This window comes from Phaeobacter sp. JH20_37 (genome assembly GCF_048056015.1).
In the GTDB taxonomy this organism is placed as follows: Bacteria; Pseudomonadota; Alphaproteobacteria; order Rhodobacterales; family Rhodobacteraceae; genus Phaeobacter; species Phaeobacter bryozoorum.
This window is the reverse complement of record NZ_JAYMWW010000013.1, coordinates 1-21,463: the sequence shown is the minus strand read 5'-3', so window position 1 is coordinate 21,463 and position 21,463 is coordinate 1. Positions and strand designations below refer to the sequence as shown.

19 protein-coding genes are annotated in these 21,463 nt (G+C 59.1%); 8 read left to right on the top strand and 11 right to left on the bottom strand.

Features of this window, described 5'->3' with window-relative positions; translation table 11 throughout:
* Nucleotides 1-58 precede the first annotated feature (58 nt).
* Genes pdhA through VWZ87_RS05020 form a run of 3 tightly spaced genes read left to right on the top strand, consistent with a single transcriptional unit; the run spans nt 59 to nt 3,824 of the window.
* Nucleotides 59-1,072, top strand: a complete 1,014-nt coding sequence (pdhA, locus tag VWZ87_RS05030; protein WP_340545752.1) for a pyruvate dehydrogenase (acetyl-transferring) E1 component subunit alpha — start codon at nt 59-61, stop codon at nt 1,070-1,072.
* A gap of 16 nt (nt 1,073-1,088) precedes the next feature.
* Nucleotides 1,089-2,474 carry a pyruvate dehydrogenase complex E1 component subunit beta gene (locus tag VWZ87_RS05025; protein ID WP_340545753.1) on the top strand — a complete coding sequence of 462 codons (1,386 nt, stop codon included), beginning with the start codon at nt 1,089-1,091 and terminating at the stop codon, nt 2,472-2,474.
* A gap of 12 nt (nt 2,475-2,486) precedes the next feature.
* A complete protein-coding gene (locus VWZ87_RS05020; RefSeq protein WP_416534832.1) occupies nt 2,487-3,824 on the top strand; it encodes a pyruvate dehydrogenase complex dihydrolipoamide acetyltransferase in 1,338 nt (445 codons plus the stop codon).
* A 440-nt stretch (nt 3,825-4,264) separates the two neighbouring features.
* Here the strand turns inward: VWZ87_RS05020 and VWZ87_RS05015 are convergent, their stop codons facing one another.
* Both VWZ87_RS05015 and VWZ87_RS05010 read right to left on the bottom strand, forming a co-directional pair.
* Nucleotides 4,265-5,251 carry a YeiH family protein gene (locus VWZ87_RS05015; protein WP_102855925.1) on the bottom strand — a complete coding sequence of 329 codons (987 nt, stop codon included), beginning with the start codon at nt 5,249-5,251 and terminating at the stop codon, nt 4,265-4,267.
* 117 nt (nt 5,252-5,368) lie between these two features.
* Entirely contained in the window at nt 5,369-6,385 is a 1,017-nt protein-coding gene (locus VWZ87_RS05010; RefSeq protein WP_416534831.1) for a D-cysteine desulfhydrase, read from the bottom strand.
* 122 nt (nt 6,386-6,507) lie between these two features.
* Between VWZ87_RS05010 and VWZ87_RS05005 the strand changes: the two genes are divergently transcribed.
* Nucleotides 6,508-7,404 carry a LysR family transcriptional regulator gene (locus VWZ87_RS05005; protein ID WP_416534830.1) on the top strand — a complete coding sequence of 299 codons (897 nt, stop codon included), beginning with the start codon at nt 6,508-6,510 and terminating at the stop codon, nt 7,402-7,404.
* On the opposite strand, the gene VWZ87_RS05000 is transcribed toward VWZ87_RS05005, so the two are convergent.
* Complete coding sequence (locus VWZ87_RS05000) at nt 7,399-8,283, bottom strand: LysR family transcriptional regulator (RefSeq protein WP_102855928.1); 885 nt, start codon at nt 8,281-8,283, stop codon at nt 7,399-7,401. The genes VWZ87_RS05005 and VWZ87_RS05000 overlap by 6 nt on opposite strands.
* A 215-nt stretch (nt 8,284-8,498) precedes the next feature.
* On the opposite strand from VWZ87_RS05000, the gene dctP reads away from it, so the two are divergent.
* From dctP to VWZ87_RS04980, 4 genes are all read left to right on the top strand, one after another.
* Nucleotides 8,499-9,482 (top strand): TRAP transporter substrate-binding protein DctP, encoded by a 984-nt coding sequence (gene dctP, locus VWZ87_RS04995; RefSeq protein WP_102855929.1) that lies wholly within the window; start codon nt 8,499-8,501, stop codon nt 9,480-9,482.
* A gap of 74 nt (nt 9,483-9,556) precedes the next feature.
* Nucleotides 9,557-10,066: a TRAP transporter small permease gene (locus VWZ87_RS04990; RefSeq protein ID WP_416534829.1), complete on the top strand. Its 510-nt coding sequence runs from the start codon at nt 9,557-9,559 to the stop codon at nt 10,064-10,066.
* Nucleotides 10,066-11,367 (top strand): TRAP transporter large permease, encoded by a 1,302-nt coding sequence (locus VWZ87_RS04985; RefSeq protein WP_416534828.1) that lies wholly within the window; start codon nt 10,066-10,068, stop codon nt 11,365-11,367. Before VWZ87_RS04990 ends, VWZ87_RS04985 begins: the two co-directional genes overlap by 1 nt.
* Nucleotides 11,367-12,140 (top strand): alpha/beta fold hydrolase, encoded by a 774-nt coding sequence (locus VWZ87_RS04980; RefSeq protein ID WP_416534827.1) that lies wholly within the window; start codon nt 11,367-11,369, stop codon nt 12,138-12,140. The genes VWZ87_RS04985 and VWZ87_RS04980 overlap by 1 nt, the downstream gene beginning before the upstream one ends.
* Before the next feature lie 601 nt (nt 12,141-12,741).
* On the opposite strand, the gene VWZ87_RS04975 is transcribed toward VWZ87_RS04980, so the two are convergent.
* From VWZ87_RS04975 to VWZ87_RS04940, 8 genes are all read right to left on the bottom strand, one after another.
* The gene (locus VWZ87_RS04975; RefSeq protein ID WP_416534826.1) at nt 12,742-13,017 is read right to left on the bottom strand and encodes a hypothetical protein; all 276 of its coding nucleotides are present in this window, start codon (nt 13,015-13,017) and stop codon (nt 12,742-12,744) included.
* A gap of 396 nt (nt 13,018-13,413) precedes the next feature.
* A complete protein-coding gene (locus VWZ87_RS04970; RefSeq protein ID WP_416534825.1) occupies nt 13,414-13,692 on the bottom strand; it encodes a hypothetical protein in 279 nt (92 codons plus the stop codon).
* Nucleotides 13,693-14,036: 344 nt separating this feature from the next.
* Nucleotides 14,037-15,239 carry a GIY-YIG nuclease family protein gene (locus tag VWZ87_RS04965; RefSeq protein WP_416534824.1) on the bottom strand — a complete coding sequence of 401 codons (1,203 nt, stop codon included), beginning with the start codon at nt 15,237-15,239 and terminating at the stop codon, nt 14,037-14,039.
* On the bottom strand, nt 15,232-17,286 hold the full coding sequence (locus VWZ87_RS04960) for a pseudomurein-binding repeat-containing protein (protein ID WP_416534823.1): 2,055 nt from the start codon (nt 17,284-17,286) through the stop codon (nt 15,232-15,234). The genes VWZ87_RS04965 and VWZ87_RS04960 overlap by 8 nt, the downstream gene beginning before the upstream one ends.
* The gene (locus tag VWZ87_RS04955; protein ID WP_416534822.1) at nt 17,276-17,929 is read right to left on the bottom strand and encodes a hypothetical protein; all 654 of its coding nucleotides are present in this window, start codon (nt 17,927-17,929) and stop codon (nt 17,276-17,278) included. Before VWZ87_RS04955 ends, VWZ87_RS04960 begins: the two co-directional genes overlap by 11 nt.
* Nucleotides 17,926-20,649 carry a class I SAM-dependent DNA methyltransferase gene (locus tag VWZ87_RS04950; RefSeq protein WP_416534821.1) on the bottom strand — a complete coding sequence of 908 codons (2,724 nt, stop codon included), beginning with the start codon at nt 20,647-20,649 and terminating at the stop codon, nt 17,926-17,928. The genes VWZ87_RS04955 and VWZ87_RS04950 overlap by 4 nt, the downstream gene beginning before the upstream one ends.
* 241 nt (nt 20,650-20,890) lie before the next feature.
* Nucleotides 20,891-21,160, bottom strand: coding sequence for a Txe/YoeB family addiction module toxin (locus VWZ87_RS04945; RefSeq protein ID WP_416534820.1), 270 nt, complete (start codon nt 21,158-21,160; stop codon nt 20,891-20,893).
* Entirely contained in the window at nt 21,157-21,408 is a 252-nt protein-coding gene (locus VWZ87_RS04940; protein ID WP_260098719.1) for a type II toxin-antitoxin system Phd/YefM family antitoxin, read from the bottom strand. The genes VWZ87_RS04945 and VWZ87_RS04940 overlap by 4 nt, the downstream gene beginning before the upstream one ends.
* Nucleotides 21,409-21,463: the final 55 nt, after the last annotated feature.

Below are 21,463 nucleotides of genomic sequence, written 5' to 3'. Positions count from 1 at the left end.
ATCCATTATGAACTAGTTTAGCATTAAACTATCTAGCCTTAAGGGGGAGCCCGCCACTATGGCTGCGAGAAAAAGTGTCAAGAAACCAAACGTTTCTGCCGAAGAGCTACTCGAGTACTACCGCGAGATGCTGCTGATCCGGCGATTCGAGGAAAAGGCAGGCCAGCTCTATGGCATGGGTCTGATTGGCGGCTTCTGCCATCTCTACATCGGACAGGAAGCGGTTGTTGTCGGCCTTGAGGCCGCCGCCGAAGAGGGCGACAAACGCGTCACCTCCTACCGCGACCACGGCCATATGCTGGCCTGTGGCATGGACCCCAACGGCGTCATGGCCGAGCTGACCGGCCGCGAAGGCGGCTACTCAAAGGGCAAAGGCGGCTCGATGCACATGTTCTCGAAAGAGAAACACTTCTACGGCGGCCACGGCATCGTCGGCGCGCAGGTGCCACTGGGCGCAGGCCTCGCCTTCTCCGACAAATACAAAGGCAACGACCGCGTGACATTCGCCTATTTCGGTGATGGCGCCGCCAACCAGGGTCAGGTCTACGAGACCTACAACATGGCCCAGCTCTGGGATCTGCCGGTCGTCTTCGTGATCGAGAACAACCAATACGCCATGGGCACCTCGGTGCAGCGCTCGACCAAATCCCCCGCCCTGTGGAAACGCGGCGAAGCCTACGGCATCAAGGGCGAGGAAGTGGACGGCATGGATGTGCTGGCCGTGAAAGAGGCCGGCGAACGCGCCGTCGCCCACTGCCGCGCAGGCAAAGGCCCCTATATCCTTGAGGTCAAGACCTACCGCTACCGTGGCCACTCCATGTCCGACCCCGCCAAGTACCGCACCCGCGAAGAGGTGCAGAAAATGCGCGAGGAACGCGATCCCATCGAACAGGTCCGCGACATGCTGCTCACCGGCAAACATGCAAGCGAGGACGACCTCAAGGTGATCGACAAAGAGATCAAGGACATCGTCAACAAATCCGCAGACTTCGCCAAGGAGAGCCCGGAACCGGCGCTCGATGAACTCTGGACCGATATTTATGCGGATGAGCTGCCGCAAGAAACCGCCTGAGGGGACGTAATACGATATGGCAACTGAAATCCTGATGCCCGCCCTGTCGCCGACCATGGAGGAAGGCACCCTGGCCAAATGGCTGGTCAAAGAGGGCGATACCGTAAATTCCGGCGATATTCTGGCCGAGATCGAAACCGACAAGGCGACGATGGAATTCGAAGCCGTTGACGAAGGCGTCATCGGCAAGATCCTGATCGGTGAAGGCACCGAGAACGTAAAGGTCAACAGCCCGATCGCCGTGCTGCTGGAAGAGGGCGAAAGCTACGACCCCGATGCGGCCCCCGCAGCATCCGCGCCCTCCACAAGCGAAGCGCCGGCGGCAGAGGCACCTGCGGCGCCCGCAACCGCCGCCGCTGCTGCCGCAGCCCCCGCCGCACCCGAGGTGGACACCACCCCGGACTGGCCCGAGGGCACCGAAGTGGTGCAGACCACGGTCCGCGAAGCCCTGCGCGACGCCATGGCCGAGGAAATGCGCCGCGACGGCGATGTCTTCCTGATGGGCGAGGAAGTCGCCGAATATCAGGGTGCCTATAAGATCTCTCAGGGTCTGTTGGACGAATTCGGCTCCAAGCGCGTGATCGACACCCCGATCACCGAACATGGTTTTGCCGGCATCGCCACCGGTGCGGCATTTGGCGGTCTGCGCCCGATTGTGGAGTTCATGACCTTCAACTTCGCCATGCAGGCGATTGACCACATCATCAACTCTGCCGCCAAGACGCTCTATATGTCCGGCGGTCAGATGGGGGCACCGATGGTGTTCCGTGGCCCCAACGGTGCCGCTGCCCGCGTGGGCGCGCAGCACAGCCAGGATTACGCCGCCTGGTACATGCAGATCCCCGGCCTGAAGGTGGCGATGCCCTACTCCGCCTCCGACGCCAAGGGTCTGATGAAAACCGCGATCCGCGACAACAACCCGGTGATCTTCCTCGAGAACGAGATCCTCTACGGCAAATCCTTTGAAGTGCCGAAGCTGGATGATTACACCGTTCCCTTTGGCAAGGCCCGGATCTGGCGGGAAGGCACTGACGTCACCATCGTCTCCTTTGGCATCGGCATGACCTATGCGCTGGAAGCGGCGGAGAAACTGGCCGAGGATGGCATCAGCGCCGAGGTCATCGACCTGCGCACCCTGCGCCCGATGGACACCGGCTCCATCATCAAATCGGTGATGAAGACCAACCGTCTGGTCACCGTCGAGGAAGGCTGGCCGCAGGGCTCTGTTGGCAGCTATATCTCCTCTGTGGTGATGCAGGAGGCCTTTGATTACCTCGATGCCCCGGTGATCACCTGCACCGGCAAGGACGTGCCCATGCCCTATGCCGCCAATCTCGAAAAACACGCGCTGGTCACCACCGATGAGGTGATCGAAGCGGTGAAACAAGTGACCTACCGGTAAGGAGAGACAGCGATGCCCACAGAAATCCTGATGCCCGCCCTCTCTCCCACCATGGAGGAAGGCACCCTTGCCAAATGGCTCGTGAAGGAAGGCGACACCGTCGCCTCCGGCGACCTGCTGGCAGAGATTGAAACCGACAAGGCGACGATGGAATTCGAAGCCGTCGACGAAGGGGTGATCGGCAAGATCCTGATCCCCGAAGGCAGCGAAGGCGTGAAGGTCAACAGCCCCATCGCCGTGCTGCTGGAAGAGGGCGAAAGCGCCGACGACATCGGCGCCACCCCGGCTGCCCCCACCGCCGCGGCAGACGAGGCCGCCCCGGCGGCGTCCGAGGAAGCCGCCCCGGCCTCTTCCCCGGCGCCGGCAGAGGCCGCCGCTGCGGCAACACCCGCGCCCGCAGCCCCGCAGGGCGCCGATGGCAACCGCATCTTTGCATCGCCCCTGGCGCGCCGTATCGCGGCTGACAAAGGGCTGGATCTGGCCGCCATCTCCGGCTCCGGCCCCCGTGGCCGCATCGTGAAGGCCGATGTGGAAAACGCCAAACCACAGGCCGCCGCCGCCCCGGCAGCAGCCACTCCGGCAGCCGCCGCAGCCCCTGCCGCAGCCGCCGCCGCCACAGGCCCCTCCGCCGATCAGGTCGCCCGCATGTACGAAGGCCGCAGCTATGAGGAGGTCAAACTGGACGGCATGCGCAAGACCATCGCCGCCCGCCTCACCGAGGCCAAGCAGACGGTGCCGCATTTCTACCTGCGCCGCGACATCCAGCTGGATGCGCTGCTGAAATTCCGCGGCGAGCTGAACAAACAGCTCGAGGGCCGTGGCGTCAAACTCTCGGTCAACGACTTCATCATCAAGGCCTGCGCCCTGGCGCTGCAGGCCGTGCCGGATGCCAATGCCGTCTGGGCCGGTGACCGCGTACTGAAGATGGAGGCCTCCGATGTGGCGGTTGCCGTCGCGATCGAAGGCGGCCTGTTCACACCCGTTCTGCAAAACAGCGAGACCAAATCACTCTCGACGCTGTCGACGGAGATGAAAGACCTCGCCAAACGCGCCCGCGACCGCAAGCTTGCGCCGCATGAATATCAGGGCGGCAGCTTTGCGATCTCCAACCTCGGCATGTTCGGCATCGACAATTTCGACGCCATCGTGAACCCGCCGCATGCAGGCATCCTTGCCGTCGGCGCAGGGGTGAAGAAACCGGTTGTCGGTGCGGATGGCGAACTGGCCGTGGCCACCGTCATGTCGGTGACCATGTCCGTCGACCACCGCGTCATCGACGGCGCACTTGGCGCCGAACTGCTGAACGCGATCAAGGACAACCTTGAAAACCCGATGATGATGCTGGCCTAAACCGCCACAGGTCAACGGACGAGCAAAAGGAAAGGACCGGCGCAGCGCTCCGGTCCTTTTTTGTGGAGCGGGTGTCTTGTTTTGTGGAACGGGTGCCTTGCTCAAAAGGCCACTTAAGCCTCCCCCACTCGGGCGCAGCTGGACGGTTGCCAGAGACAGCAAAGCGCAGGAAGCGACCTTTGCAAAGTCTCGGGGGCTGGCAGTCGGGCGGCGATCCCATGCTGCATGAGCGATGGCAGGAACAGACCTTCGCCGCACGTGCAGCCGCTAACCATCATCGAACGAACGGGATGCGGGACAAAACAGACATTGGAAATAAGACAATTGTTGACGCGGCATCTGTTCGCGCACACAGCGCGTCCATCGTTGCGATGCAGCGCGTGTCGTTGCAGCGGTCGTTCGGGTTTAGAAGCTTTCCGCTAGCCCTCGACCACCCACGCTTACAAACCCAAGCCCATGACAAAAGCGACCGCCAGGGCTAGAAGAAACAGCGTCTCGGCCAGAAGGATAATTCCGTAGCTGGGTTTCACCTTGAGGATCGTGGAGAGGCTGGTCTTCACGCCAAGTGCCGAGATGGCGATAACCAGGCACCAGCGCGACAGGGCGCCTGCCGCTTCGGTAATTGCCTGCGGCACTGAAACGGTGTTTGCAAGAACCGCCAGGACAATGAACAGAACAAGGAACCACGGCAGCGACAGTTTTTGCGCTTGTGCGCCGCGGAAGCTGGCCATGACAAGAAGCATCACCACGGGCAGCAAAGCCACCCTGACCATTTTCACAAAGGTGGCAATGACCCCGGCCTCTTCGCTGATGGAATAGCCAGCCCCGACCACCTGGGCGACATCGTGAATGGTGGCGCCAATCAGGAAACCGCTTTCCAGGTCGCTCATCCCGACGGCCGCAAAGAGGACCGGATAGACAATCATGGCGATGGTCGAAAGGGCGGTAACGCCGATCACGACAAACAGGGTGTCCTGCTCGCGGCCGCTGCGCGGCGGCAGAACGGAGGCAATGGCCAGCGCGGCGGAGGCCCCGCATATCGCCACGGCTCCACCTGCGAGAAGGCCGAAGGCAAGGCGGCGGCCGAACAGGAAGGACAGGGCCGCCCCCCAGGCGAGGGTGGCAATGACGAAACCGGCCACCGCGGCGACAGCGCCCAGCCCCACGCTCTCCACGTCGCCGATGCTCAGTCTCAGCCCCAGCAGAGCAACACCAACGCGCAGCAGGGTCTTTGCGGAAAAGTCCAGACCGGGTGAAAACGCCGGGTCGCTGTTCAGGAAATGGAAGGCCATCCCGATCAGCAGCGCAAACAGCATGGCAGGCGCGCCATAGTGTTCTGACAGAAAGGTTGCGGCGGCGGCGATCACGCAGACGAGCAGTATGCCGCCAAAGTGGCTGTCCCAGCGCGGTTTGATCGCCGAAATCATTGGCCTCTCCTCAATCGGAAGTGCAAATGCACGCACTGGCCCCGGTCATGGGCCAGGCATGGCATTCTACAGAGAATGTGCGACCCTAAGAGGGCAGGCCGCACAGAAGAACGCGGATCAGGATGTCCAGCGGGCCTTATGGTCAAAGGCGGCATCATATCCGAACAGTGCCGCCGCACCGCCGGTATGCAGGAAGACCACCCGCTGGCCCTTCTTGAAATGCCCCTTGCGGATCAGGTCAATGAAGCCCGCAGCCCCTTTGGCGGAGTAGACCGGATCAAGCAGGATCGCCTCCAGCTCGGCAAACATCCGGATCGCCTCCAGACCGCCTTCGGTCGGGATGCCATAACCCTCGCCGACATAATCCGTGTTGGCCACCACATCTTCGCGCTGCACGATGCCGCCGCAGCCCAGCTTCTCCGCCGTGGCGCAGGCCAGGTTATAGACGTTCTCTTCCTGTTTCGGCTTCGGCGCCCGGACACCGATACCCAGGAGCGGGATCTGCGCGTTCATCGCCTTCAGGCCGGTGATCAGCCCCGCCTGGGTTCCGGCAGAGCCGGTGGCATGAACGATATGGTCGATCTTCAGCCCGCCGGCATTGGCCTGCTGCAGGATCTCAAAGGCGCAGTTCACATAGCCCAGTGCGCCCGTGGCGTTGGAGCCGCCGCCGGGGATCGTATAGACCTTTCTGCCATCGGCGCGGAATTTCTCGGCCACGGCCTCCATTTCCGCATTCATGTCCAGACCACCCGGACGTTTTTCGGTGGTGGCGCCATGCAGGTGGTCCAGCAGCACGTTGCCGTTGTTGTTGTAATTCGCGTTGTTCGAGCCGGTGCGGTCCTCCAGCAGGATATGGCAATCGAGGCCCAGCTTGGCCGCAAAGGCCGCAGTCTGGCGGGCATGGTTCGATTGGGTGGCACCCTGGGTCATCACCATATCGGCTCCCTGCAGCTCCGCCTCTGCCATCAGGAATTCCAGCTTGCGGGTTTTATTGCCGCCGGTGGACAGCCCGGTGCAATCGTCCCGCTTGATCCAGATCTCGGGCCCGCCCAGCTCCTTGCTCAGGCGGTCGAGCCGCTCAAGCGGCGTGGGCAGATGCGCGATGAAACGGCGGGGGAAGCGGGCAAGGTGCATGGGACTCTCCTAATGTGGATTTTCTGCAAGTTACCCAGCCTCAACACAGTAAACTAATGCAAAATCCGCAGCTAAAATTGCCGATCTTGCATGTTATGGCATTTTCCACCTAATCTGCCGCCATGCAGCTGGACTGGATCGACGACATACTTGCGGTAATTGACACCGGCTCCTTGGCACGCGCGGCAGAGCAGCGCCTGCTGACCCAGCCCGCCTTCACCCGACGGGTGCGCGGCATCGAAACCCGCCTTGGCGCTCAACTGTTCGACCGCTCCCGCAAGCCGGTGACAATCTTGCCCGGCGTCATGGCGATGGAGCCCGAACTGCGCGAGCTCAGCGCCCGCCTGCGCCGCCTGAAGCACGACCTGAAGGTCTCAGCCGAGAGCGGCGGCCGCGGCGTTGCCTTTGCCTGCCAGCACGCGATCACGGCAACCATATCCCCCTGGATCGTGAAACTGCTGACCGCCGCGCAGGACCAGCCGGTGCGGGTGCGCTCCGGCAACCGCGATGCCTGCCTGATGCAGCTGCTGTCTGGCGATGCCGACTTCGCCGTCGCATATGACTGGATCGGCGGCGGAAACCTTGCGCTGCCCGAGGCCTTCGGCACCCGGGCATTGGGCACCGACCATCTGGTGCCGGTTGCCGCGCCCGCCCTTATGGCCGCGATGGAGCAAACCGAAATCCCCGCGATCACCTACCCGTCCGATGTATTTCTTGGCCGGGTGGCAAGCCAGGCAATTCACCCCCGGCTGCCGGACGGCACCGTGCTGCTGCCCAAGGCCGAAACCGCGCTGACGCTGGCGGCTTGCGAATATGCGCTGGACGGGATCGGCGTTGCCTGGCTGCCGCTGAGCCTGGTCAAGCCGCATCTTGACGCCGCCCGCCTGCAGCAGGTGCCCGGCCTGCCCGCGGAAGAGCTGAGCGTGGTGATGATCCGCCTCGCCGGGCGCGGCAGCCGTCAGCAGGAAGCGGTCTGGCGCCTGCTGGGCGATGCGGCGGACTGCCCCGGCCTGTCATAACGCGTCCCAAACCTGCAGCCCGGTCTTGTCCAGGCGTTCAAGCGAGCAGAACAGCGACAGGGTCAGCTGCGCCTGCCAGACAGGGCCGCCAACCTGAACCACACGGCCTGCAGCCAGTTCCGCCGCCACCACGCTTTCGGGCAGCCAGGCGATGCCGCTGCCGGACAGCATCCGGCGTTTGATGGCTTCGGTCAGCGCATCCATATAGCGCAGCGACAACGGAGGCGTGCGGCTGCCGATGGTCTGGTCAACCACCGATCCCAGGAAACTGCTTGGATCATAACCGAGATAGGGAAACGGCCCGCGCCCGCCCCGGTCCAGATCCCACCCCCCAGCCCTGGCCGCGGCGGCCTCTGCCACCGGCAGCATCAGCTCGGTGCCGATGTCCTTGCGCGCGAATTGTGCCTCGTCGAACACCGGCTGCACGTCCTTGTGCCGGTAATACAGCAGGAAATCGCAGGTGCCTTCCGACAGCAGCTGGCAGCAGGTGCGCAGGTTGTCGGAATAGATCCGCACCCGCAGGTTCGGAATGCTGTCCTCCAGTTCGGCAATGCGCAGCGACAGGTAGTTGACCGAGATCGTATGCAGCACCGCGACGCGCTGAAACGCGGTGCTGCCCTGCTCCTGCGCCCGCAGGGTCTGACGGATGTCGGTGAGGTTCGCAATCAGCTCCAGCGCTACCGGCAGAAACTGCTGGCCCGCCTCAGACAGCTGCACCGGGTAGCTGGAGCGTTTTATCAGCGGCACCCCCATCCAGATCTCCAGCGATTTGATCCGCCGGCTGAAGGCCGACTGGGTGATATTCCGCTCTTCCGCGGCGCGGGTGAAATTCAGCGTCCGCGCCAGGCAGGTAAAGTCCCGCAGCCAGTTGATATCCAATTGCCCCTCCAGCCCAGCAGCAAGATACTGGAAACAAACATCTATGCGTTTTTCGAATAGTTTAATGTATTTTTTGAGTTGGCCAACCCCGCACGGCAGCACCTAGCCTTCCCTACAGGCATCCCGGGCCTCAGGCCAAAATCACCAAAAGGGGGAGCCACGGGTCCGGCGTCCTTGAGAGCCGCCATGAAGCCCGAGTTTCAAGGGAGGAACAAATGATCAGAACGACAACATCCGCAGTTGCCCTGGCGGCTGCCCTGGCCGCAGGCGCGGCCTCCGCCGAGACCACGCTGCGCCTCAGCACCTATGTGAACGAATCCGACATCCGCTATCAGGGCTTCACCCATTTCGCGGACCTCGTCGCGGAAAAAACCGGCGGCTCCGTCAAGGTTGAGGTGTTCCCTTCGGCCACGCTGCACGGCTGGTCCGAGGGCGTGGATTCCGTTCAGGGCGGCGTCTCCGACATCAGCTGGATCAACGCCGACAACCGCCTGCCTTGCTACGCGGTCACGTCGCTGTATCCGGCCGAGGTCAGCCTGGAAGACCAGACCGGCCTCGATGCCGCCTATGCTGAGCTGATCCGCGATGAGGCCGCAAACGCCGGTCTGGTGCCGCTGTTCAACTCGAACTATTCCTACGATCAGGAATGGTGGTTCGAGGAGCCGATCAGCGACATCGGCAACCTGAACGGCAAGCTGGTGCGCTCCATCGGGCCGCTGGTCAGCATGATGATCGAGACCTGGGGCGGCGAGCCGGTGTTCGTGGCGCCCAAGGAAGTGTTCCAGTCGGCCGAACGCGGTGTCGTGGACGGCATCAACATGGGGGTTGCTACCTACAGCTCCTGGAAGCTGTGGACCGTGATGCCCTATATGGTCAACGCCAACCTGTTCTATGGCAACATCCAGTACATGATGAACAAGAACAAGTTCGACGCTCTGACCGCGGATGAGCAGGCGGCGCTGACGGCCGCGGCGGCCGAGACCGAGGAATGGCTGCAGCCGCGCTATGAGGCCTGGGTCGACCAGCAGGTCGGCAATGCGGTGATGCAGGGCGGCGGTGCCGCAGTGTCCATTTCCGATGACCAGCGCGAAGCCCTGATCGCCAGCGTCAAGCCCAAATGGGATGAAACGGTGAACGAAGCCTGCGGCGCGGAAATGGCCGACAGCATCCGCTCCCTGCTGGCCAGCCACGCGCCCTAAGGCTCCCCCCCGGCCCGGCGGTGCGGCCGATGCCCGCCGCCGGGAACTGAACACCTCCAACAAGGAGCCCTGTCATGGATGACGGTCTAGACCGCCTGATCCGGGCCGTGGAACGCGCAGTCGTCTGGCTGGCCGGAGCGGGCGCCGCTGTGGTTCTGGTTCAGATGCTGTGGATCTCCTACGGTGTCTTTGTGCGCTACGGCCTGGGAAAACCCGACCGGATGGTGACCGAAGCCACAGCCCTGCTGCTGTTTCCGGTCGCCTTTGCCGGCCTCGCCTATGCCCTGCGCGAAGACGCCTTTCCCAAGGTCACGATGATCACGGAGCTGCTCCGCCCCAGCGCCCGGCGGCTGCTGGATATCGTGAACCATATGCTGATGCTGGGGGTCGGCAGTTTCTTTGCCTATGCCGGGGTCAGCGCCACGATCCGCTCCTTCAACTCCGGCGTTGCCTCCGAAATCCTGCACTGGCCCCGCTATGCGTTCTGGGCCCCCGGCGCCACCGCGCTGGTGCTGTTCTCACTTTATGCCGCATTGCGCCTGATCCGCCTGATCCGCACTCCGGCCCCGTCGGGAGACCTCTAATGGAATGGTATACTGTCGGCCTTGGCCTGCTGGGCCTGCTGATGATGTTCATCACCATCGGCCTGCCCATCCCCTTTGCCCTGGCGGCGGCCTCGCTGCCGTTCCTCTGGCAGATCCAGGGCTGGGAAACCTCCATCGTCTCGTCTGAGCTGAAGCTCTGGGGCGTCTGGATCGACTACATCCTGCTGGCAGTGCCGCTGTTTGTCTTCCTGGGTGAACTGATCGGACGCTCCAGCATCGGACCTAACCTCTACCAGTTCCTGCATCAGGGTGTCCGGATCAAGGGCTCTGCCGCCTATGGCTCCATCGGGGCCAGCGCCGGTTTCGGGGCGGTCTGCGGCTCCTCGATGGTGGGGGCGCTCACAATCGGCGGCGTCGCGCTGCCGGAAATGCTGCGGCTGGGTTACGGCAAGCGCCTGTCCAGCGGAGTGCTGGCGGCAGGCGGCACACTGTCGGTGCTGATCCCGCCCAGCCTGATCCTGCTCTTTTATGGCATCGTGACAGACCAAAGCATCGGTGATTTGTTCATCGCAGGCGTCATCCCCGGACTGATCCTGGTCTCCAGCTTTGTGGTGGTGGTGCTGATCTGGGGCATGATGAAGCCCGAGGACATCCCCGGTAGCGAAGACGCCCCGAAGATGCCGCTGAAGATGATCCTCAGCACCATCGGCCCCGTCATTCTGATTGGATTGGTGATCACTGTCGCGATCTACGCAGGCATTGCCACCCCGACCGAGGCCGCGGCCGTTGCCGCGCTCCTGACCGTGGTGCTGGCCTTCTCGGTCGGCGACCTCAACTGGCAGGGCTTCAAGGGCGCCATCTTTGCCACCATGCGCACCATGGGCTACCTTGGGCTGCTGTTGTCGGCCGGGGTGCTGTTCGGCTTCGTGCTGACCTACTACCGGGTGCCGCAGCAGTTCACCGATCTGTTCCTGTCGTTTGAGCTGTCGCCCTACACGGTCCTGGCCATCGTGCTGGTGTTCTACATCGTGCTTGGCATGTTCCTGGAACCGGTATCGATGACCTTCATCACGCTGCCGACCATCTACCCGCTGATGGATGCAGCCGGGTTCGATCTGATCTGGTTCGGCGTTGTTTACACCATCACCATGGAAATCGCGGTGCTGACACCGCCAGTGGGACTGAACCTCTATGTGATCCAGGCCATCGGCCGCGAACAGGTGAGCATCGGCGACGTGATCATGGGCTGCCTGCCCTTCATCGCCGCCATGATCCTGCTCATCTCCATCCTCATTCTGGCGCCCGACGTGGCGCTGTGGCTGCCGGAGCAGATGCGCTGATGTTGACTCTCCCCTATCTGCGTGCCGGATCCGGCCCGGTTCTGGTGCTGGTGCATGGATACCTGGGCGCCGCCGCTCAGTGGCAAAGCGAGATCGACGCCTTCAGCGGCGAGTACGACGTCATCGCGCCCAACCTTCCAGGCTTTGGCGCCGCTGCCGACCTGCCAGGCTGCATCACTATCGCCGCAATGGCAGAGGCCGTACTCACTCTTCTCGACAGCCTGAACGTTGCGGAGTTCATCCTGATGGGCCATTCGATGGGCGGCATGATCGCCCAGGAAATGGCCGCCGCCCGGCCGGCGGCGGTGCAGAAGCTGATCCTCTATGGAACCGGCCCGCTGGGCCTGATGCCGGACCGGTTCGAACCCATCACGGTTTCGCGAGAAAGACTGCTTGCCGACGGCGTCGCAAAAACCATCGCGCGCATCGGGGCAACCTGGTTCAAGGCCGGAGACACCGCGCGGGGCTATCCGTTGCTGACGCAAATCGGCGCAGAAGCCAGCCCGCAGGCCGCTTTGGCCGCGCTGGAGGCGATGGCTGGCTGGGACGGCCGACACGCGCTGCCGCGGCTGACCATGCCGACGCTGGTGGTCTGGGGCGATTCCGACCGCTCCTACCGCTGGCCGCAGGTGGAATCGCTGTGGACCAACCTGCCGAACGTGCGCCTGTCCGTGGTGCCCGGTGCCGCCCATGCGGTGCATCTGGAAAAACCGGCGCTGTTCCAGTCCCTGATCCGTGACTTCCTGCAGGAAGGCTGCGGTGCCAACGAGTAACTATCGGATTTGCAGCGGCACTTGCTGTTCAAGGAGCACCCCATTCTGTCTCTCCGCTTTCCGCAAGAGCAAAAGCTGGCAAAGGTCTGTTTAGTCCCGCTCCTGGTGAATTGACCGTTCCTGCCTCGCTGCGCGCCGCACAAATGGCCGGTTTCATCGCCGCATAACAGCGCTAGATTTCAAGCGCATGCAGCATTTCTTCCGCTGCGAGCGCGCGCAGACAAAACCCACAATGACCGACTGGGCTCAGAGCCGCCTTGCGGCGATGCGGCGGCAGGGTTGCTGCGAAACTTCACCAGGATGCTTCTACCAGACGACGCAAGGCAGCCCAAAGCGGTCGTAGATAAGTGGTGCCGCGCCAAAGATGCTGCTGGTGCAAAATTTCATGGTCAATTTCCCGGAAGCGGACGCTCGGCAGGGCCGAGCTGCATCACGGGATGCTGCGGGTTGCACCGGAGGCAGCGGAGCGCAGATAGAGACCTTTGCAAAGTCGACGGATCTGGTGCCATGACGAGCGATCGATGCCGCAGCCGCACGAGGAAAAGCTGACCTTCGCCGCGAGTGCAGCCGCCAACCATCATCGAATGGAAGGGGGGCGGACTTAGCTGCTGTCTGAAGTCAATTTGAAACTGAAATCCCGCTTTGCTTCCGACAGCGCCGTTCCATCTTCGAACGCTTGAAGTTCTTTTATTGCGATCTCCAAAATCTCTTGCACACATGCGGCATCCAAAAACTCCGTGAACATTTGGAAACGCAGCTTTCTATCTGAATCTAGCCGCTCAACTATCACCAGGCATTCACCGTCTTCGCTGAGGACTTCGAGGATCAGAGAGTCGTTTTCTACATCTGAAGCAACCTGAGTCGTAAGTGTGTTCATGGAGACAGACTACCAAGTCGACGACCAGTAGCAACGGGCTTCGAGCTGACCTGCGGCGGTGCGGCAGGCGGCCTGCAGCAAGATCACCAAGCCCTCTAGGTATCCGAAGACAACAGGCAGCCCAATCACGACATTCAGGCAGGGCGCAGCGCAGGGGCCGCTGCGAGCGCGAAAGGTCTCCTGAAAGCGGACCTTCAAGCCTGTACAATTGATCCAGGCGATACTGCGATCAGTGTAGACGTCAGCGACGCGCAGGAAGCGACCTTTGCAAAATCTCGGGGTCTGGCAGTCGGGCGGCGATCCAATGCTGCATGAGCGATGGCAGGAACAGACCTTCGCCGCAGGTGCAGCTACCTACTATCATCGAACGGACGGGATGCGGGACTTAGCTGCCTTTCAGCTTGCTTCTTCTCGAATGACCATCTTTTGTTCATTCGCCAGACAAGTGATGGTATATTTTATCGTTCCATCCTTGCTTTCGAACGAACTTTCCAAAACTGTGCTGGTCTCTTCACTATACTTGGCGAGTTTTCCGGCTAGTGCGCCTGCAAGTGCTTGCAGGTAGGCTCTACATTCCCCGAATGAGGCTTGCCGCTCCGTAACTTTGGTGTCTGCAAAAGTGGGCAAGGCGAGACAACTTGCCACTGCAAAAAAGATAGAAAACGTCGGTTTCATGTAAGCTTCCAATGGTTGTTGTTGCAGTACAAGCAAAAGCTTATTCTGCTTGCTGTCAACAAAGCGACAGGCTGCTCAGGGCTCAGAGCCGCCTTGCGGCGATGCGGCGACAGGATTGCAGCGAAACTTCACCAGGACGCTTCTACCAGACGACGCCAGGCAGCCCGAAGCGGAAGTAGACAGAAGGACCTGGCCAACAATGCTGCACATGCGAGACTATTTGGGCCTGTTTCGGAAAAGCTGACGCTCGGTGATACGATCTATCATCCTTTGATGCAGAGACCTTGGCTTAATTTTGGCCCGCTTCCATTCGGCAGTCGCATGAAGCAGAAAACAGCAGCTTTCTAGGAGGTGGATTTGAGCAATTCCAACGTCGCATTTTTCGGATTGTACACGTACTGAGCTATCGAGCCATCTTTGATACGTTCAATGGCTTCCTCAATCACAAAAAGTGGTACCATAAACCACTCCTTGGGACATATAGGGCGCCCAAGTCGATCAGGAATTTCGATGTCCAACTGCGCCGGCGCGAAGATCCTGTGCAGAAGGTTCTCTAGCTTGGTTCTATTTATATTGTAAAGTCGGTAGGTAGCCACAACGTCGACCTTGGCCATCAGGAATGTTGGTTGGAGGTGCGCGCCAGAAATGCGCTTCTCAACATCATTACTAGTCACTCCAATCTTGTGAACAAGTTCACGGTTTGCAGCGACTAAAGGATGCTCCGAACGACTTCGCAAAACATAAATTGTTCCGCTCGCTTCATCACCTTCAGCGGTTTCATCGGAAAATAGCGGGCCTGCATTCGGCTCTGTTATCCTGCGCCCAGCATCCCCATCAGCATTGAGTGCGCGTTGAAGCGACCGCATGAGCATCTTGCTTTGCGTGCCGTTGTCGAAAATGACCCGCAGGCGTGAATCTGTTCGGCCATGGTCCGTAAGCTCTATTTCGCCCATTTCCGCGACATAGGCTTTTTGCCCTCCGACGACAAAGAAACGGCCTGGTTCGATTTCAGCCTTAAGCTCAAACTTGCGTGTTTCCCTTAGGCCAGAATCCAGCTCCTTCTGGATCTGCTCAAAGAGCGGTTTAAAGGTGTTGAAATCTTCACATTTTTCCCGCCCTGCGACTTCCTCTGCGGCCTTTTTTTCTGACGTCGAGCGAACGTGTTTCAATTCCGAAATGGATGGCATCTCTGCGTCGATGCCAAGCTCCGCCAGCAATGCATCATCATCAAGGTTTTCGAGATCAGCTTCTTCGGCTGAATTTTCAGCGCCCAGAAGCCCTTGATGGTCCATGCCTGAAATCAAATCTCTGCCACTACCCAGCTCACGCAGACGTTCAAGCCGGGTTGCATAAAGGCGTTCAAAGATATCTTTGTCCTCGCCGTGGCCTGGGACTCGCCCATTCTGGTCTACAAACCGCTGGATTTCTTCAAATCCTGCAATGATACGCTCCACTTGCGGAGTACGTGCGGCAACCTTCTTGGTCTCGATTTCCACACCAAGTTCCGCGAGCAGCGCATCATCCTCGTCGGTGAAACCTTTAGCCATTTGCAGCCTCCTGCTTCATGCGCGCAAGGAATGCGACACCTTCAGCCATTTTCTTTTCCCAAGCATCCGCAGATGTGATCGATGGCAACCGCCCACGCTCATGCTTGAACTTGACTGCACGTTTGGCCAAGTCGCGGGCCTCATCTGGCGAAAGCTTTACTTTTTTCGCCGATATGACTGCTTGAACCTGTTTGAGGCTGTCTTCGCTCATTGTCTTCGCGAGGATGGAATAGGCCTCGCCGAACGGGTTGATCCGATCAATCAAATCGATATCCAACTCACGTACATCCATCGCAAATTTGCGCACTCCATCGATCAAAGCTGTATTCCCACCAGTTTCATCCGCATCTGCACCTGACAGTGCGATTTCTTTCGCTTTCTGGGTGAGATTCAGAGCCGCGATCGCATGCTGGCGTACAGCCTCTTGGTCTTCCGCATCAAGTTCTGGAAACTTGGTACCGACAATCTTGCCCATTCGCACTTGCGTGAGCTCTTCGGGGACCATCTCTTCGTCAAAGAGCCCACGTTCAATAGTCGTTTTGTCCTGAACGAATGCCGTGATTACCTCGTTCAGATCCTCATTACAAATTCGCCGTGCGAATTCGCTTTTGGGTTCAGCAAGGCCTTTGATTTCCATCTGGATTTGCCCTGTGGCCGCATCAAACCCGACGTTCTCCTTGTTCGGATCATAGCCGCCTTCACCGTAGTCAAACCCTTCGACGGGTCCGCTCGTCGGCGTCTTGGGCGTGAAGTTGAAGCGAGGGGCCAAGACCTGTTCCATCAGCAGGCTTGCCGCGATGGCTTTGAGCGTGTCGTTGACCGCTTCCGTCACAACCTCTTCACCCGCATCGGGTTCGGCGATCAGGTTGGTGAAGCGCGCCTTGGTCTTGCCTTCTGCGTCGCGGGTCGCGCGGCCGATGATTTGCACGATTTCAGTCAAACTCGCTCGATAACCAACGGTCAAGGCATGCTCACACCAGATCCAGTCAAACCCTTCCTTCGCCATCCCTAGTGCGATGATGATATCCACGTGGTCGCGGTCGTTCTTATGCGCCGGGTCCTTCAGGGCACTCGCCACCTTGTCGCGCTTTGCCGTCTCATCATCGACCAGATCGGCAATGCGCAACACGCGACCCTCGGACGTCTCTACCAGCTGGAAACCCGTCTCAGGGTCGAGGCCTTTCCATTCACCTAGGCTGTCGATGATGTGTTCGACTTCCTTGTGCTTGTCCTTGGTGCTTTCGCGGGAATTCACATTCGGGATGTGGACGATGGTTTTCTCGTTTGGGTCCAGAACCTCTAAAATGCTGTCAGCATAGGACCCGGTGTAAAAGAAATAGCCGATATCAAGCGTCTTCAGATGCTCATAGCCATTGAGCTGCGCGTAGTAGGTGTAGGTGACCGTCTCGAACCGAGCTTCGTCCTCGGGGGACAAAACGGCTTCGGCATCGCCGCGGAAGTAGGACCCCGTCATCGCGACCAGATGCACCTTGTCGCGGGCAATGAACGCGCCCAGATGCGCGCCGAGCTTGTTGTCGGGATTGGCCGATACGTGGTGGAATTCGTCCACTGCAATCACCCGATCGTCAAAGGCCTCGACCCCGAACTTGTCGACAGCGAAGCGGAAGGTCGCGTGGGTGCAGACCAGCACCTGATCATCGCTTTCCAGAAAACGCCCAACAGCACCAACCTTGCCGTCATCACCACCAGGTGCGTTGCACAGGTTCCATTGCGGCGCGACGTGCCAATCGGCCCAAAAACCAAACTTGCTCAGTGGCTCATCGTTGAAGCTCGACCCGATGGATTTTTCCGGCACCACGACGATGGCTTGTTTCAAACTCTGATTGTGTAGCTTATCGAGCGCAATGAACATCAGCGCCCGCGATTTCCCCGAAGCGGGCGGCGACTTGATTAGCAGATACTGCTCGCCCCGCATCTCATAGGCGCGCTCTTGCATCTTGCGCATGCCCAGCTCATTCGAGGTGGTCGAACTGCGGTTCCGCGCGTAGGTGACGGAAACGGAGGGAACAGATTTTTTATTCGACATTGCGGCTTCCTAAAATTGGCTGCAAATCGCCTGCTGACTGCTCAAATCGCCGCCTCATCTCAGCTCTTTGCTCTTCAAAAAACTTAATCTTTTCAGCCATAAATGCTTTTGGATCCCATTCGGACCCCAAGTTTGCCTTGTGTACGGCTTTGATCCGATACCGTTCCGACAGTTGCTCAGCGAGACATAGTGCATCGTAACCGAGCTTTGCATACCCCTCTTGGCGGGCTTCAAAAAACTCCGAATAGTCCGGCGGAGTGGCTGCATACTCTGATTGACCGTCAATATAGCGGTCAGTCGTCCGCGCTTTGTTCGGCAGGCCCAGAATTTGATGCATCAGGCCTTCGGGCAAACTCCGCCAGGCGATGTCGTCTGGAAACTCGGGTGGTGCAGGTTGTCGAACTTGCGCAACATAGTACTCCTCCCCATCGTCTGTCCGCCCTGCCGGTTGACCATAACTGGTTCCGTCATCTTGCACCACATCGACGCATTTGTCGGCGTATTCGTGAAGGATACAGACCAGGCGGATCGCCGCATATGATCCCTCTCGCCTGCGCTGTTTCCACGATGCAAACCCATCCTTCGCGATGGTCAAAAAACTCCCGACGACGACGCCAACCAAACCAAAGACTGCTTCGATCATACCGCCACCTTTGTCGTCATCTTGGTGTAGAGCTCAAACAGCTTCTCCAGCCGCTCTGTGTCGTTGCGGAAGCGGCGGCCTATGTAGATGCGTTCTAGGACTTCGTCGTTGCGGTCGTGGGCTTGCCGCAGGTTTTCGGGCATGGCGTCGGGTTTGTAGAGGTCGGCGATGGTGGCGGGAAAATGCGCCTCGCGGGCCAGCAGGATATCCTCGGCGCAGCGGGTCAGGTCCGCTTTGTTTTTCTCGGTCAGTTTGGGGACTGGGAAGCTGTTATAGCAAACTCCCGCCGAATATCTGAAGTCTGACTTCATCCTACCGGCTGTCAAACCAGTCCATGCGATGTGCATCCGAGAGCTAATAACAGCAAAAGTGTACAGCGGAGCATCGTAAATCGCCTGCGCCGCATCGGAGATTATTGTCGAACTATCGAGAAGGCCAGCAGGAAGATACTCACGTCGTTCAGAGGAGACCCGGGGTATTATGATGGCATTTTTTTCGCCAACAATTGTTCTCTCAAAACGGTGCGGAGTCGCAACTCCAAGTTTTCCCCGCTCACTTCCATTTTCCCTGTATTCAACAATCCGATCTAAGCGCTCGCGAATAACCGTGTTTTCGTAGGCAATGTCTGCCAGTTGATCAGGTATCCAGAGACAGAACCGTTCAAGTCCGTTGATGAATTCTTTCGAACCCAATATTTTTCGAACGATCTGTGACACTTCGGGGTCATCAGCTATCAAACGCTCTTTCTCGTCTGACGTAAGCATTAAGTTCGCTTTGTCGCGCGGAATGTTCCCAGCAACGATCGCCGGAAGATCTGAGATCGAGGTGGAGTGCTTTTGAACAATAACATTCGGTCCATCGACAAGATAAGCATTTATGTTGTCTGCCTGCTTTTCGATGCTTCCATCAAAAATGGACTTTTTCCCGCTCATGCAGTTCCGAACACCAACAATTACGCAGATTACATTAGCATTATTGCTGGCACTGTTGCGCCAATAGAAGCTTCTGTGCGCAAAAAACAGCTCTTGGCCGTTCTCAAAAATTCTGGGCCAAATCAGCGGGACTTGGATGCCTTGGCAAATCGAATTTGTTGTCACAAATGCGAATGCCCCACCCAGCTTTATGTACTCTGACGCCTTCCACATCCAACCAACAACATAGTCGATTGCTTTTGAGTTTCTCTGGCCACTGGCCAGGAGTTTCAGATCGCTTTTTTGTTCAGCCGATTGGTTTTTATCACCTATATACGGTGGGTTACCACAAATATAGGTCTCGCCGCCCTCGTTCTTGAAATCGATCTGGGCCTTTTCAAGCGGAGACATGAACAGGTCTTCGCCGCGCATATCGACCTTTTGGCTCGTCGGTGGGCAGACGGTCAACCAGTCGAGGCGCAGGGCGTTGCCTTGGGTGATCCAGTTCTCCGCATCCAAGGGTAGGAAGGCGGCCAGCGCGTCCTTGTGCCCGCGATAGGTCACGTCGCATTGGTATTCCGCGATGATCAGCGCAAGGCGGGCGATCTCGGCCGGAAAATCGCGTAGCTCAATCCCGCGATAGTTCGTCAGCGGGATATCCGTGCGCCGATCGGGCTCGCCGCAATAGGCGTTGATCTTGGCCTCGATGGCGCGCATTTCCTTATAGGCGATGACAAGGAAGTTGCCCGACCCGCAAGCAGGATCGAAGACGCGGATTTTCGAGATGCGTTTGCGCAAATTGTCGAGCTTGCGTTTGTTTTCCCCCGCCGCCTCAAGCTGGGCATTCAAGTCATCGAGGAAGAGCGGGTTTAGCACCTTCAGGATATTGGGCACAGAGGTATAGTGCATCCCTAACGCGCCGCGCTCCTCATCATCGGCCACGGCCTGGATCATGGAGCCGAAGATATCAGGATTGATCTTGGTCCAGTCGAGCGAGCCGATGTGCAGAAGGTAGCTGCGCGCGATCTTGGAGAATTTGGGGGCCTCGGTGCTGCCCGAGAAAAGCCCGCCGTTCACGTAAGGGAAGGTGTCGGCCCAACGGGGGAGGTTTGCGGTGGAGCGGTCCTCGATCTTGGTGTTCATCGCGCGGAACAATTCAGCAATCACTTCGTGCGTGTTCGAGCTGTCTTTGTCCGACATCTGCGTGACGGTGGCGGTGAACAGGTCTTCGCCGTTCAGGATTGAGGTGTCTTCGGCGAAGAAGAGAAAGATCAACCGCGCCATGAAGTGGTTCATGTCATGGCGGCGCTCTGCCGTGCCCCAATCGGGGTTGGTTTTCAAAAGCTCGACATAGAGGCGGTTGAGGCGGCCCGTGGCCTTGATGTCAAACGAGCTTTCGCGGATTTGTTTGACGGTCGAGATACCCGCAAGAGGCAGGAAGAAACCGAAGTGATCCGGGAAATCTTTGAAGTCGCAGGCGATGGTGTCGCCGTTGGTCAGGTCCTCGGCCTCAAACGTCTGGCCATCGGTGGCGAGGATGAATTTGGCCTTGGCTTTGGAGGTGGCAGGGCTGGACTTGAGCGCGGCCAGCGTTGCAGACACGGTGCCCGCCGCGCAGGACTTCAGGTGGATGTTGTTCGTTTGCAGTACGCCGTCCAGGTCCGATTTGTTCGACGTGCCTGAGCGAAGGCGTTTGAGCGTGGTCTCCTTGTTGCCGAAGGCGAGCAGGAAATCATACGGAAATTCAACTGCATCAAACGGTTGTTCGGCCAGTTGAGAGATGGCTTCTTCGATTTCAACGGCGTTCATGCACGGCCTCGTACGCGTTATTCAATGGCTTGGGCGCTGATACCAACAAATCCCCCTGCTCGCATCAGTAAAACAATCATCAGGTCAGGGGGCCATAATGTTGCCAATAGCCGTATTTGTTTGAGGAAGCCGCTCAACATCAGCATCGGGTTTAGAGTGGACAGCCATGCAAACAGTCAAAGCAAAGGCCGTGAACTATATTTTTGCCTGGTACTGAACAGATAGCGAAGAGCCTGATCGATCAGTAGTGATAGCGCAACTGGGCGATCTCCAAGCTCTGGCCATCACCTTTGCCGCTGGCGCGATAAACAAACCTGTGTTCAGCGGTGATCCGGCGGGACCACCAGCCGCTCAAATCGCCTTTGAGAGGTTCGGGCTTGCCTATACCCTTAAAGGGCATCCTTCCCGCCGCCTTGAGAAGCTCGTTCACACGGTCGAGCCCCTTTTCATTGCCCGGAGACTGCCACCACAGATAGTCCTCCCAGGCATTATCAGAGAAAACCAGCTTCACAGATCGATGTCGCGCTCAGTTCCGTTGCCCGCATCAAGCTGTGCGATGGAGGATTGAAGACGGCGCGCATTCGCTGGGCTGCGCTGCAAGTGAAGCGTTTCCTGGATGGCGTTGTATTCATCCAAGGACATCATCACGACGGCCTCGCGCTTCTTGCGGGTTACGACGACGTCAACGTTATCGTGGATAACACGATCCATAACGTCCTTCAGAGATGCGCGTGCATCGGTATAGGTAATAACATCCATGGGAGCCTCGCTTCGTGTGACATACATATATGCACAGAATTCTGTACATGTCAAT